Below are 13,789 nucleotides of genomic sequence, written 5' to 3' on the forward strand. Positions count from 1 at the left end.
ATCAGGCATCATGCATCGCCCAGGTAGGATTTGATCGTCTCGATGAAGCGCGGCACCGAGATCGGCTTGGAAATATAGGCCTCGCAGCCGCCCTGGCGGATGCGCTCCTCATCGCCTTTCATGGCGAAGGCGGTGACGGCGATGACGGGGATCGAATGCAACTCGTCGTCTTCCTTCAGCCACTTCGTCACTTCCAGGCCGGAGACTTCGGGCAACTGGATGTCCATCAGGATCAGGTCCGGCCGGTGCTGGCGCGCGAGATCCAGCGCCTCCAGCCCGTTACGCGTGCGAACCGTCTCGTAACCGCTGGCTTCGATGAGGTCCCGAAAGAGCTTCATGTTAAGCTCATTGTCCTCGACGATCATCACCTTCTTAGCCATCAGCTTCCCGTCCCGACCGCCCTCGAAGCCGAAGGCCGTCGCAATGCGTCCCCTTCGGACCGCACCCAACCCATTTCCACCCTAGCCCAATATGATTGACGAAACGGAAACCGGAGGTTGGAAAGCTGCACCAATTCCGCCTTCGGACGTTGTACGGGAAAGAGCGGAGGCTTGCCGCAAGCGACGCTTGCCGTTACTGCGGAAGGAGACTCGAAAAAATCCACCACTGCAAAGGTAATGATGGCGAACGCAGCGTCAATGCGCGAGGAAGCGGAAACCATTGCCGTCAAGGCGCTGGGCTTCGTCGCCGCCGATCCAGAGCTTCTGCCCCGCTTCCTGGCGATCACCGGCATCGAGGCGAACTCGATCCGCAGGGCCGCCGCGGAGCCCGGCTTCCTCGCCGGCGTCCTGCAATTCATCCTCGCCCACGAGCCGACGCTGCTGCGCTTCGCCGAGGAGACCGGGACGCCGCCAGCCGCCGTCGGCAAGGCGCTGCGCGCGCTTCCGCTCGGCAACGATGACCACGAGCGCTCGACATGAGCGACGATCCCGAGACGGCGCGGCAGATCGAAGAGCTTGCCGCCGACGACCGGCCGCTGCTGGTGCTCGACGTCGACGATGTCGTGCTGGAATTCATCCGGCCGTTTCCGCACTATCTGAAGTCGCGCGGTTTCGGCCTGACGCTCGCTTCCTTCCGACTCACCGGCAACATCGCCGAGACGGCAACCGGCCGGCTGATCGAGCAACCCGAGGTGACGGCGCTTTTGGGCGAATTCTTCGATGCCCAGGCGGACTGGCAAAGCATCGCCGAGGGTGCGGCGGACGCACTGGCGATGCTCGGCCGTGGCGCCGAGATCGTCATGCTGACCGCCATGCCGCACAAGCACCGCGCCGCGCGCCGCGCGCATCTCGATGCGCTGGGGCTCGATTATCCGCTGCTGACGACGGAAATGGCCAAGGGACCGGCAATCGCAAAACTGCGCGGCGTCAAGGGCCGGCCCGTCGCCTTCGTCGACGACCAGCCATCCAACCTGGTCTCGGCGCGCAATTCCGTGGCGGATGCCCACCTCTTCCATTTGATGGCCGACAACGCGCTACGCGCCTTCCTGCCGCCGACGCCGCAAGACATCATCTCGGTCGAGGACTGGCGCGAGGCGGCGCCAAAGATCGCCGGCGCTCTCGGGCTTTAGCGCGAACGCTCAGGGCTGCAGCTTCGCTCCCGCCCCGCCATTGTCACCGCCGTCCGAATCGTCGCCGCCGGTGGAATCATCCGTTCCATCCGCGCCGTCATCGCCTGAGTTGTCCTCCTGACCCGCGCTGTCGTCCTGGGCAGCGTCCGGTCCCTTCAGCATCGCGCCGTTGACCGTGACGGATCCATCGGCCTTGGTGTTGATCATCCATTCCAGCCGGCCGTCCGGCAGCGTCTTGCCAAAACCTTTGACGGCCAACGCGAACGGGAAGGCCTGCGCCATCTGCTCATCGCTCTTGGCCGCTTCCTTGAGGGCATCGACGATCTTGTCATAGCCGGCGATGTCGACGGTCACGGTCGCGTCGGGCTTCTCGCCGGGAAAAGTCATCTCACCTTCCAGCGCGACCTCGATATCGCCGTTCCTCACCGTGCTGTGCCCGATCACGACCTTCGGATTCTTGGCCTTGAAATCGGCGACCAGAGCCTTGCCGAATTCGTCCGACAGCGGCGGATTCTTATTGAGATCAAAGGCTTCGATCGCTTTTTTCGCCATCGTATCGAGATCGATATTGGCGCCGCCGAAGTTCAGGTCGATGTCGGTTGGCAGCAATGGGACGGTCCATTCCGGCAGGGTCTGCCGCGGAATTGTCAGGCCGGCAGCCTTGATCGCGTAGTCGACCTTGCCGTTCTGGGAGACGCCGTCCATGCCGAATGCGGTGCTGAATTGCGCGGCCCCGAACTTGCCGACAGGGCTCTCCACCTCGAAATCCTTGAAGCCGTAGTTGCCATCGACCCTTTCCCAGATGGGCAGCGCGGCCAGCATGAGCGATTTGAGCTCAGCCTGGTTCGCCTTGAGCTTGGTTTCGTCCTCGTTGGCCACGGCAAAGGCAAGCAGGTCGAGCAGTGGCTTCGTCCGCACGCCTTTGCCGTTTGCATCCACCGAAAGTTCCGGCGTTTTCAAGGTGAGCGGGAAATTCATTCCGCTGTTGGGATCGTCGATCTTGATCTTCTCGACGAAGTCCGAAACTTTCTGGGTGGCCGTGAAGTCGACGCCGCCATTCGCGGATTTGGTCGCCGTAACGGTGGCAGTGCCGGCGCCGGTCGAGATATCGGCCTGCTGCTTGGCTTCCCGGGACGTCATGGTCATCCCGGCCAACGAGCTGGTGGCGTTGGTGAAGGCGGCAAGCGCCGGATCGTAGACGCTGGTCAGCTTGCCGTCCTTGATCGTGAACTCCATGCTCTGACGGCCTTCCGGCCCATCGAACTCGAAGGACGCACCCTGCGAGAAATTCGACGAGACGTCCCAGGACCCGTCGCTGCGCGGCTTCACCATCAAGGCATATGGCGCCATATCGAATTTGAGGAGCTTCTGCTCCGGCAGCGCATTGACGAGCGACTTGACGTCAAACGCGATCTTGTAGGCATCGCCCTCGACCGAAACCTTGAGCACGCCTTTGTCGAACGCCTGCTTGCCGAAATAGCGCGCTAGATTGTCGGACAGCTCCTTGGCGCCTTGATTGTCGACAGTCTGGGCAAAAGCCGGCGCGCTGAGCGCAAGGGCAAAGGCAAGTGGCAAAATACGCTTCACGTCGGTTCTCCGCGATCTCGGAAGGATTGTGCTTCTGGTAGGCAAGAAGCGTTACAGCCGCAAGACGCCGACTGTAAGCCAAAAGCGCATCCGGCTAAAGCACCAGCCGCATCAGCGGCCGGCCGGGCTTGCGCTCCACAAGCCTCTGGAAGCCGGCCTTCTCGAACACCCGCGACGAGCCGACGAAAAGCCCGATCGAGCGCGAATCGCGCGACAGGTCGATCGGGCAGGCTTCCAGCAGCCTCGCACGATTTTCACGCGCGAAGGCGATGCCGCCCTCGACGAGACGATGCGTGACACCTCTTCCCCTCGCCTTGACGCGAATGAAGAAGCACGAGATCGCCCACACGGCCGGATCGCCGGCATCGGCCGGATCGACCGGCGCCGAGCCCCTGCCCTGATTATTCCATTCGGGCACGTCGGCGCGCGGCCCGATCTGCATCCAGCCGACGGCCTTGCCGTCCTCGAGCGCCAAAAGCCCCGGTGGCGGGCCCGTTTCGATTCGCGCCTTGATGAGATCCTTGTTGCGCTCCTTGTCGCTGGCGCGGCGTTCCGCCGGCGCCAGCCGGAAATGCGTGCACCAGCAGCCGTAGCAGGCGCCCTGCTTGCCGAACAGGTCCTCGAAATCGGCCCAGCGCTCAGGAGTGAGCGGCGCTATGATCGTGCTCATGCGTTCTCCCCAGGCCAAGCTTGTTGCCAGCCTTGCGCTGTCGTACCATTGCATCTGTTCTCTTTATGTTCGCAGCGATGGCGGCTCCTGTCAACAATCCCGAACACGGTTTTTGCCGTGACTGCCTGGCTCTCCAGCGCGGCGAGACGCGTCGCTGCGATCGCTGCGGCAGCCCGCGCCTTGTCCGTCACGCCGAACTCTATCGGCTCAAGATCGCCCATATCGATTGCGACGCCTTCTACGCGGCGGTCGAAAAGCGCGACAATCCGGCGCTGAAGGACAGGCCCGTCATCGTCGGCGGCGGCCGGCGGGGCGTCGTCTCCACCGCCTGCTATATCGCCCGCATCCAGGGCGTTCGCTCGGCCATGCCGATGTTCAAGGCGCTGGAACTCTGCCCCGAAGCGGTGGTGATCCCGCCCAACATGGAAAAATATGTCGGCGTTGGGCGCGAGGTGCGCGCGTTGATGCTGGCGCTGACGCCACAGGTCGAGCCGTTGTCGATCGACGAGGCCTTTCTCGACCTAGCCGGCACCGAGCGGCTGCACGGCATGCCGCCGGCGCTGGTGCTGGCACGCTTCGCGCAGACGGTGGAAAAGGAGCTCGGCATCACCGTTTCGGCCGGCCTCTCCTACTGCAAGTTCCTGGCCAAGATCGCCTCGGATTTCCGCAAGCCGCGCGGTTTTTCGGTGATCGGCGAAGCCGAGGCGCCAAGCTTCCTCGCCGCGCAGCCGGTGACGATGATCTGGGGCGTCGGCAAAGCGCTTGCCGCGACGCTGGAGCGCGACGGCATCCGCATGATCGCGCAATTGCAGCGCATGGAGCGCGGCGAGCTGATGCGCCGCTACGGCATGATGGGCGACCGGCTCTATCGCCTGTCGCGTGGCGAGGACGATCGTCCGGTCGACCCCGGCGGCGATGCCAAGAGCGTCTCGGCCGAAACCACCTTCGACACCGACATCGCCGCCTTGGCGGAACTGGTGCCGGTGCTGCGCGGCCTGTCGGAAAAGGTCTCGGCGCGGCTGAAGAAATCCGGCATTGCCGGGCGCACCGTGGTGCTGAAGTTGAAGACGCAGGATTTCAAGCTCCGCACCCGCAACCGTCAGCTCGGCGACCCGACGCGCCTGGCCGACCGCATTTTCCAGACCGGGCTCGACCTGTTGCGCCGCGAGGCCGACGGCACAAAATTCCGCCTGCTCGGCATCGGCGTCAGCGACCTCTCCGACGACGAAAAGGCCGATCCGCCCGATCTGGTGGATGTGCAGTCGCGCAAGCGTGCGCTTGCCGAAGGCGCGATGGACACGCTGCGCGACAAGTTCGGCAGGAAAGCCGTCGAGACCGGCTACACATTCGGCAAGGGCCGCGCCGCCAATCCGCCCGAGCCGCTGGAAGATTGAGGGGAGTCAGGTCCGCTTGAGGTCGATCCGGCTCGTCACCACCATCTTGCCGGTTGCCGGATCCATGTCGGTCACCGTCATGCGCATATTGTCCGGCCCGATCTTCTCGACCGTCAGTTCCGCGTCGCGGTCGCCATTGACGATTTTCGCCCAATGGATGTCGAGATTGATCGCATCGCCCTTGCGGCTTCCGCTGAGCCCAGCGGGTCCGCTGCGCGAGCCGATATAGGTGCCGCTGTAGCTCGCCCCGTCGACCTTCAGGTCGGCGCGGATTTCCCGCGACATGATCAACAACGCACGACAGGTACCGTCAAGCGAGAGCGAGTCCGCCGTCGCGTCCGAGGTGAAGTTGCAGTTGATGTTCATCACCGGCGTGTTCGTTCTGATCCTGACCGTCCCCTTGCCGGAGAACTTTCCCTGCAGCGATCGCAGGAAAGCCGCCTCGTCGGCATGCGCGCCCGTCGACCAGAAAAGACAGGCGGCGGCCAGCAAAGCGGCGGTCGATTTCATCAAGACGTTCCCTCTCGCGATCATGCGCCCTCCGACGGAAGGCGTGGACTTAACGGGTGCCCGAGCGCCAGGTTCCGCCACCGCGATGACGGTTTTTTGACGCCCGGTCCGCTGGCCCAGTGGAATGACGCCACTAGCGGTTGCGGCCCGGGTCCGGGCTTGCGACATAGGCCCCCAAATGGCGCCCGCTCCCTCGATCCCAAAAGCCGCGTTCTGGATGGCTCTGTCAATCGCCTCGATGCTGGCGATGTCGGTTGCCGGCCGCGAGACGACCGCCGAGCTCAACGTCTTCCAGGTGCTGGAGCTGCGCTCGGTGATAGGCTTTTTCATCCTTTTGCCGCTGGTGATGATGAGCGGCGGTTTTGCCGCGATGCGCACCGAGCGTCCGTTCGCCCATATCGCCCGCAACATCATCCACTATACCGGCCAGGCCGCCTGGCTCTACGCGCTGACGCTCATTCCACTCGCCGTGCTGATCTCGATCGAGTTCACCACGCCGATCTGGACGGCGATTCTCGCCGTCAGCTTTCTGGGGGAAAGACTGTCCCGGTCGAAGCTCACGGCGATCGTGCTTGGTCTGATCGGCGTGTTCGTCATCGTGCGCCCAAGCGCCGGTTCGATGGACCCCGGCCACCTCGTCGTCCTGGGCGCCGCGGTCTGCTTCGGCATCTCGATGGTGCTGGTCAAGTCGATGACCAAGACCGAAAGCGTGGTGCGCATCATCTTCTGGATGCTGATCGTCCAGTCGGCGGTTGGCTTGATCCCCGCTCTCTATAGCTGGCACAACCCTTCGCCCGGGCTCTGGCCGTGGATCTTCGTGATCGCCTTCACCGGCATGTCGTCGCATTTCTGCCTGGCCCGCGCGCTGGTCCATGCCGATGCCACGATCATCTCGCCGATGGATTTCCTGCGTGTGCCGCTGACGGCGCTGGTCGGCTGGCTGCTATATCGTGAGCAGATCGACGTCTTCACCGCCGGCGGCGCAGCCTTGATCCTCGCCGGCAACCTCCTCAACCTGCAGCGCAAGACACCGCGGGTGGCAGAAGCGGAGGCGGCAACGCCGTGAGCTAGACCAACTCCACGTCCACCACGCCCTGCACCGCGCGCATGGCGGAAGCGATTTGCGGCGAGACGCGATAATTACCCAGGCCGATCTCAATCTCGCCCTGCGCCTCTCCCTTGAGAACGATGATGCTGACCTGACTGTCGCCACGCTGTTTGAGCTGCGATTGAATGATCGGTGTTGGTCCATCGTCCCTGATAAAGATGCGCAGCGCTTTCTGGATGCGGCTGGCTTCGTCGTCCAGTGATTGCACCGAGTTAATGCGCAGGTTTACGCCCTCAGGCCTGTCCTCGGCCGCAACCATGATCACCACCGAACTGCCGGGCTCCAGCATGTCGCGATACTGCGCGAGACCTTCGGAAAACAGCACTGCCTCATACTGTCCCGTTGTGTCGGAAAACTGCACGACGCCCATCTTGTTTCCGGTGCGGGTCTTGCGCTCCTGCTTGGAGGTGACCGTGCCGGCGAGGCGTCCGGCCGCCGCGCCGCGTTTGACCGCAGCCGAGAATTCCGCCCAGTTCTGCACCCGCATCTTTTGCAGCGCGGACCTGTACTCGTCGAGCGGATGCGCCGAGAGATAGAAGCCGACGATCTGGAATTCACGGTGCAGCTTGTCGGCGGCAAGCCACGGATCGGTCGCGGGCAGGTTGAGCGCCTGCGACTGGCTCCCAAGCGAAGCGCCGAAAATGTCGGCCTGGCCGGAGATGGCGTTTTGCTGTGCCAGCGAGGCCAGGCCCATCATCCGCTCGACGCCGGCCATCATCTGGGCACGGTCGTGGCCGAAGCAATCGAGCGCGCCGGCCATGATCAGGCTTTCGAAGACGCGCTTGCCGACGATCTTCGGATCGACACGCTCGCAGAAATCGGCAAGGTTCTTGAATGGCTTCTCGCCGCGTTTCTCGACGATATGCTCGACCGCCGCATCGCCGACGCCTTTGAGCGCCGCCAGCGAATAGAAGATCTTGTTTTCGCCGACCTCGAAGGGACGGAAGCTCGACATCACCGATGGCGCCACCACCTCGATGCCGAGGCGCATGGCGTCCTGGCGGAAATCGGCCAGCTTGTCGGTGTTGCTCATGTCGAGCGTCATCGACGCCGCAAGGAACTCGACCGGGTAATGCGCCTTGAGATAGGCGGTCTGGTAGGAAACGACCGCGTAGGCCGCCGCGTGCGACTTGTTGAAGCCGTAGTCGGCGAACTTGGCCAGGAGGTCGAAGATGAAGTCGGCCTGCGGCTTGCTGACGCCGCGCTCGACCGCGCCCGTGACGAAGCGCTCGCGCTGCTTGTCCATCTCGGCGCGGATCTTCTTGCCCATGGCGCGGCGCAGAAGGTCGGCTTCGCCGAGCGAATAGCCGGAAAGCTCCTGCGCGATCTGCATCACCTGTTCCTGGTAGACGATGACGCCCTGGGTCTCCTTCACCAGATGGTCGATCTTGGGATGGATCGAGGCCATCTCCTCCTCGCCATGTTTTCTAGCGTTGTAGGTCGGGATATTCTCCATCGGACCGGGGCGATAGAGCGCCACCAGCGCAATGATGTCCTCGATGCAGTCCGGCCGCATGCCGATCAGCGCCTTGCGCATGCCCGCGCTTTCAACCTGGAACACGCCGACCACCTCGCCGCGCGACAGCATCGCGTAGGTGTCTGGGTCGTCGAGCGGGATCGTCGCGAGATCGATGTCGACGCCGCGCCGGCGGATCAGCTTCACCGCCGTTTCCAGCACGGTCAGCGTCTTCAGGCCGAGGAAGTCGAACTTCACCAGCCCGGCCTGCTCGACATATTTCATGTTGAACTGGGTGACCGGCATGTCCGAGCGCGGATCGCGATACATCGGCACCAGTTCCGACAGCGGCCGATCGCCGATGACGATACCGGCGGCATGCGTCGAAGCATGGCGGTAGAGGCCTTCGAGCTTCTGCGCCGTATCGAGCAGCGTCTGCACGATCGGCTCCTTCTCCGCCTCTTCGGCGAAGCGCGGCTCATTGGCGATGGCATCCGCCAGCTTGACGGGATTGGCCGGGTTCTGCGGCACCATCTTGGACAGCTTGTCGACCTGGCCGTAGGGCATCTGCAGCACGCGGCCGACGTCGCGCAACACCGCGCGGGCTTGCAGCGTACCAAACGTAATGATCTGGCCGACCTGATCGCGGCCGTATTTCTGCTGGACGTAGCGGATCACCTCTTCGCGCCGGTCCTGACAGAAATCGATGTCGAAATCCGGCATCGACACGCGGTCCGGATTGAGGAAGCGCTCGAACAGCAGCGAGAAACGCAGCGGGTCGATGTCGGTGATGGTGGTCGAATAGGCGACCAGCGAGCCGGCGCCCGAACCGCGGCCCGGCCCGACCGGAATGCCTTGCGCCTTCGCCCATTTGATGAAGTCGGCAACGATCAGGAAGTAGCCCGGAAACTTCATCTTCTCGATGATGCCGAGCTCGAATTCGAGCCGCTCGCGATATTGCTCGACCGTGTAGCCCGGCGTCGGCCCGTGCGCGGCAAGCCGCGCCTCCAGGCCTTCGCGCGCCTGCCGGGCAAGCTCGGCCGCCTCCGCCTTCTCGGCCGCGTCCTTGTCGGTGGCGTCGGCGCCGGTGAAACGCGGCAGGATCGGGCTGCGGTTCTTCGGATAATAGGAACAGCGCATGGCGATCTCGACCGTATTGTCGATCGCTTCGGGCAGGTCGCGGAAGAGCCGTGCCATGTCGGCCTGACCGCGCAGGAAATTGTCCGGTGAAAGCCGCCGGCGGTTGTCGGCGGCGACCACCGAGCCCTCGGCAATCGCAATCAGCGCGTCATGCGCCTCATAATCCTCGCGCTTGGAGAAGAAGGCCTCGTTGGTGGCGACCAGCGGCAATTCATGCGTATAGGCAAGGTCGACCGTCGACTTCTCGACCATGCGGTCATAGCCGGCGACCCGTTCCAGCTCGACATAGAGCTTGTCGCCGAACAGGCCTTTGAGGAAGAGCAGCCGCTGTTCGGCGAGATCGCGCCGGTCGGCCTTCAGAGCGGTGCCGATCGGCCCGCGCGGCCCGCCGGTGAGGCAGATCAGCCCGTCGCACCGGCCTTCCAGCATCGCGCTGGTCAGGTGCACCGGCTCGCCGGGTGGCGTCTCCAAATAGACCTTGCTGATCAGCCGCACGAGATTGGCATAACCAGCTTCGCTGGCGGCAATCAGCACGACCGGCGACATTTCCGGCCCATGCCGGCGGCGGTCTCGCTGGCCGTCGCTCGCCTCGCCGGAAAAAGCGAGATCGACCTGGCAACCGATGATTGGCTGGATGCCGTCCTTGACCGCCTTCTGGGCGAATTCGAGCGCCCCGAACAAATTGTTGGTGTCGGTCACGGCAATCGCCGGCGCCTCGTCCTTGACCGCATGGCCGACGATCGCGCCAAGCTGCAGCGCGCCTTCCAGCAGCGAATAGGCCGAGTGCACGCGCAGATGGATAAACGTCCGCGCCGGCGCTTCCGGCCGCGCGGCCTTCACGGCTGCTTCGCGCTGCAGCGGGTCGCGTGGAAGTCGTTCATCCGCCATGTTTTTTCACGCTATGCCAAGACTCATCGGTACAGATGTATTGTCCCGAACGAGGCCATACCAGTCCAGCACAATCGACCGCGGACCACAGGCTTGCGGCGCTGCGCCGCCCTTTCTCAGGCAAACTGCATGATCACCGCATCGACCGCCAGGCTGTCGCCGGGCTTGGCGTTGAGTTTTGCTATCGTGAGGTCGCGTTCGGCGCGCAGCACGTTTTCCATCTTCATCGCCTCGACCACGGCCAGCGTCTCGCCGGCCTTGACCTCCTGGCCCTCGGCCACGGCGATCGAGACGACGAGACCAGGCATCGGGCAAAGCAGCATCTTCGAGGTATCGGGCGGCAGCTTTTCCGGCATCAGCCTTTCGAGCTCCGCGGTGCGCGGCAGCATGGCTTGAGCGGTCACCGACATGCCCTTCCAGGCGATGCGCAAACCGTTCAGCATCGGACGGATCTGCGCCGCGACCTTGTCGGCGCCGACCGTGCCCTGCCAGATCGCGTCACCCGGCCGCCAGTCCGAAGCGACCGTCAGCGGCTTGCCGCCATCGATCGACAGATCGACCTCCATCGGGATGGAAATCATGCCGTCCACGATCTCGACCGGAAGATAGTCCGCGCCGATCTTTACCACCCAGTCGCGCTTGAGATGGCCGGAATGCGGCGCCAGCCTGCCGCTGAGGCGGTCGAGCCGGTCGCGGCGCAGAAGTTCGATCGCCGTTGCGACGGCGGCGAACACCGCCCTCTCCCCGCCATCCGGCCCGGCCGGCGCAAAGCCGTCAGGATACTCCTCGGCGATGAAGCCGGTCGACAGCCGCCCCTCGCGCCAGCGCGGGTGCTGCATCAGCGCCGAAAGGAACGGAATGTTGTGCTCGATGCCGTCGACGACGAAGCTGTCCAGCGCCTCCGACATAGCGTCGATCGCCTCAAGCCTTGTCGGCGCCCAGGTGCAGAGCTTGGCCACCATGGGATCGTAAAACATCGAGATTTCCGACCCTTCGGCGACGCCCGTGTCGTTGCGCACCACGACATCGCCGAACCTGCCTTCTTGCGGCGGCCGGTATCGCGTCAGCCGGCCGATCGACGGCAGGAAGTTGCGGAAAGGATCCTCCGCGTAAAGGCGGCTCTCCACCGCCCAGCCGTTGAGCTTCACGTCGCTCTGCTTGATGCCGAGCTTCTCGCCGGCGGCGACGCGGATCATCTGTTCGACCAGGTCGATCCCGGTGACGAGCTCGGTCACCGGATGCTCGACCTGCAATCGCGTATTCATTTCAAGGAAATAGAAGTTCTTGTCCTTGTCGACGATGAACTCGACGGTGCCGGCGCTCTGGTAGTCGACAGCCTTGGCCAGCGCCACCGCCTGCTCGCCCATCGCCTTTCTGGTCTTGGCATCTAGGAATGGCGACGGCGCCTCCTCGACCACCTTCTGGTTGCGGCGCTGGATCGAGCATTCGCGCTCGCCGAGATAGAGCGCGGTGCCATGCGCGTCGGCCAGCACCTGGATCTCGATATGGCGCGGATCGACGACGAACTTCTCGATGAAGACGCGATCGTCGCCGAAGGAGCTTTTCGCTTCCGAACGCGCCCGGTCGAAACCGTCGCGCACCTCCGATTTGCTCCAGGCGATGCGCATGCCCTTGCCGCCGCCGCCGGCCGAAGCCTTGATCATCACCGGATAGCCGATCTCGCCGGCGATCCGTTCGGCATGGTCGGCATCTTCGATGACGCCCGGCCATCCAGGCACGATCGAGACCTTGGCCTGGCTGGCGAACTTCTTCGATTCGATCTTGTCGCCCATCGCCTTGATCGCCTTGGGCTTCGGTCCGATGAAGACGATGCCTTCCTTCTCCAGCGCCTCGCAGAAAGAGGCGCGCTCGGACAGGAAGCCATAACCCGGATGCACGGCTTCCGCGCCGGTCTCCTTGCAGGCAGCGATGATCTTCTCAGGGACCAGATAGCTCTGTGACGCCGGAGAAGGCCCGATATGCACCGCTTCGTCGGCCATCTCGACATGCACGGCATCGCGATCGGCATCCGAATAGACCGCAACGGTGGCAATCCCCATCTTGCGCGCCGTCTTGATGACGCGGCAGGCGATCTCGCCGCGATTGGCGATCAGGATTTTCTTGAACATTCGGATGTCGTTCCTCCGGCGAAGCGGTCCAGTTCTATGGACAATTCCGGCCCGCCTCAAGTGCCCGCGGGCCACCTCCCACGACTGGCGCCGATTGCGAAAACCGCGCCGAAAAACGTCGCAACAGACGTTGGCCGCCAGCGCGGAACTCGCTAAGCTTGCCCGTAACGTCGAACGAATGGCAGGCTGGCATTCGCCACGAACAGCTTGCCGTTAGCTAAAACTTACAGATTGCCCTGGGAGGAGTGCCTCATGAAGACGCGAGCCGCCGTTGCCGTTGCCGCCGGAAAGCCGCTTGAGATCATGGAGGTGGACCTCGAGGGCCCGCGCGATGGCGAGGTTCTGGTCGAGGTCAAGGCGACCGGCATCTGCCACACCGACGAGTTCACGCTGTCGGGCGCCGATCCGGAAGGGCTGTTCCCGGCGATCCTGGGCCATGAGGGCGCCGGCATCGTCGTCGATGTCGGCAAGGGCGTCACCTCGGTCAAGAAGGGCGACCATGTCATCCCGCTCTATACGCCCGAATGCCGGCAGTGCCCGTCCTGCCTGTCGCGCAAGACCAATCTGTGCACCGCCATCCGCGCCACGCAGGGCCAGGGGTTGATGCCGGACGGCACCTCGCGCTTCTCGATGGGCAAGGACAAGCTGTTTCATTATATGGGTTGCTCGACCTTCTCCAACTTCACCGTGCTGCCCGAGATCGCGGTGGCCAAGGTCAATCCAGACGCCCCCTTCGACAAGATCTGCTACATCGGCTGCGGCGTGACGACCGGCATCGGCGCCGTCATCAACACGGCACGTGTCGAGCAAGGCGCCACGGCCGTCGTCTTCGGCCTCGGCGGCATTGGCTTGAACGTCATCCAGGGGCTTTGCCTTGCCGGCGCCGACATGATCATCGGCGTTGATCTCAACAACGACAAGAAGGCCTGGGGCGAGAAGTTCGGCATGACGCATTTCGTCAATCCGAAGGAGATCGACGGCGACATCGTGCCTTACCTGGTCAACCTGACCAAGCGGGGTGCCGACCAGATCGGCGGCGCCGACTACACCTTCGACTGCACCGGCAACACCAAGGTGATGCGCCAGGCGCTGGAGGCCTCGCATCGCGGCTGGGGCAAGTCGGTCGTCATCGGCGTCGCCGGCGCCGGCCAGGAAATCTCGACAAGGCCGTTCCAACTGGTCACCGGACGCAGTTGGATGGGCACCGCCTTCGGCGGCGCGCGTGGCCGCACCGACGTGCCGAAAATCGTCGACTGGTACATGGAAAAAAAGATCCAGATCGACCCGATGATCACCCACACGCTGAAGCTGGACGACATCAACAAGGGTTTTGACCT

The 13,789-nt window shown here is 63.7% G+C and carries 11 protein-coding genes; 5 read left to right on the top strand and 6 right to left on the bottom strand.

Annotation, left to right across the window (positions count from 1 at the left end; genetic code table 11):
• Nucleotides 1-8: 8 nt before the first annotated feature.
• On the bottom strand, nt 9-380 hold the full coding sequence (locus FJ956_RS12305; RefSeq protein WP_027166515.1) for a response regulator: 372 nt from the start codon (nt 378-380) through the stop codon (nt 9-11).
• A 240-nt stretch (nt 381-620) separates the two neighbouring features.
• Between FJ956_RS12305 and FJ956_RS12310 the strand changes: the two genes are divergently transcribed.
• Both FJ956_RS12310 and FJ956_RS12315 read left to right on the top strand, forming a co-directional pair.
• The gene (locus tag FJ956_RS12310; protein WP_040982364.1) at nt 621-920 is read left to right on the top strand and encodes a DUF3572 domain-containing protein; all 300 of its coding nucleotides are present in this window, start codon (nt 621-623) and stop codon (nt 918-920) included.
• Nucleotides 917-1,570 (top strand): hypothetical protein, encoded by a 654-nt coding sequence (locus FJ956_RS12315; protein WP_140684215.1) that lies wholly within the window; start codon nt 917-919, stop codon nt 1,568-1,570. Before FJ956_RS12310 ends, FJ956_RS12315 begins: the two co-directional genes overlap by 4 nt.
• Nucleotides 1,571-1,579: 9 nt before the next feature.
• Here FJ956_RS12315 and FJ956_RS12320 read toward each other — a convergent pair whose 3' ends face one another.
• Together FJ956_RS12320 and FJ956_RS12325 are read right to left on the bottom strand one after the other, a co-directional pair.
• The gene (locus FJ956_RS12320; protein WP_140684213.1) at nt 1,580-3,157 is read right to left on the bottom strand and encodes a hypothetical protein; all 1,578 of its coding nucleotides are present in this window, start codon (nt 3,155-3,157) and stop codon (nt 1,580-1,582) included.
• Nucleotides 3,158-3,251: 94 nt separating this feature from the next.
• The gene (locus FJ956_RS12325; RefSeq protein ID WP_140684211.1) at nt 3,252-3,827 is read right to left on the bottom strand and encodes a GNAT family N-acetyltransferase; all 576 of its coding nucleotides are present in this window, start codon (nt 3,825-3,827) and stop codon (nt 3,252-3,254) included.
• A gap of 65 nt (nt 3,828-3,892) precedes the next feature.
• On the opposite strand from FJ956_RS12325, the gene FJ956_RS12330 reads away from it, so the two are divergent.
• Nucleotides 3,893-5,221, top strand: coding sequence for a DNA polymerase IV (locus FJ956_RS12330; RefSeq protein ID WP_140684209.1), 1,329 nt, complete (start codon nt 3,893-3,895; stop codon nt 5,219-5,221).
• A gap of 6 nt (nt 5,222-5,227) precedes the next feature.
• On the opposite strand, the gene FJ956_RS12335 is transcribed toward FJ956_RS12330, so the two are convergent.
• Entirely contained in the window at nt 5,228-5,731 is a 504-nt protein-coding gene (locus FJ956_RS12335) for a hypothetical protein (RefSeq protein ID WP_140684207.1), read from the bottom strand.
• A gap of 178 nt (nt 5,732-5,909) precedes the next feature.
• Here FJ956_RS12335 and FJ956_RS12340 point away from each other — a divergent pair, with 178 nt between their 5' ends.
• On the top strand, nt 5,910-6,797 hold the full coding sequence (locus FJ956_RS12340; protein ID WP_140684205.1) for a DMT family transporter: 888 nt from the start codon (nt 5,910-5,912) through the stop codon (nt 6,795-6,797).
• 1 nt (nt 6,798) lies between these two features.
• On the opposite strand, the gene dnaE is transcribed toward FJ956_RS12340, so the two are convergent.
• Together dnaE and FJ956_RS12350 are read right to left on the bottom strand one after the other, a co-directional pair.
• Nucleotides 6,799-10,323: a DNA polymerase III subunit alpha gene (dnaE, locus tag FJ956_RS12345; RefSeq protein ID WP_140684203.1), complete on the bottom strand. Its 3,525-nt coding sequence runs from the start codon at nt 10,321-10,323 to the stop codon at nt 6,799-6,801.
• 116 nt (nt 10,324-10,439) lie between these two features.
• On the bottom strand, nt 10,440-12,452 hold the full coding sequence (locus tag FJ956_RS12350; protein WP_140684201.1) for an acetyl/propionyl/methylcrotonyl-CoA carboxylase subunit alpha: 2,013 nt from the start codon (nt 12,450-12,452) through the stop codon (nt 10,440-10,442).
• Nucleotides 12,453-12,704: 252 nt separating this feature from the next.
• Between FJ956_RS12350 and FJ956_RS12355 the strand changes: the two genes are divergently transcribed.
• Nucleotides 12,705-13,789: S-(hydroxymethyl)glutathione dehydrogenase/class III alcohol dehydrogenase (locus FJ956_RS12355; protein WP_140781970.1), on the top strand; the 1,085-nt coding region annotated here is incomplete at its 3' end.

This window comes from Mesorhizobium sp. B2-4-3 (genome assembly GCF_006442815.1).
In the GTDB taxonomy this organism is placed as follows: domain Bacteria; phylum Pseudomonadota; class Alphaproteobacteria; order Rhizobiales; family Rhizobiaceae; genus Mesorhizobium.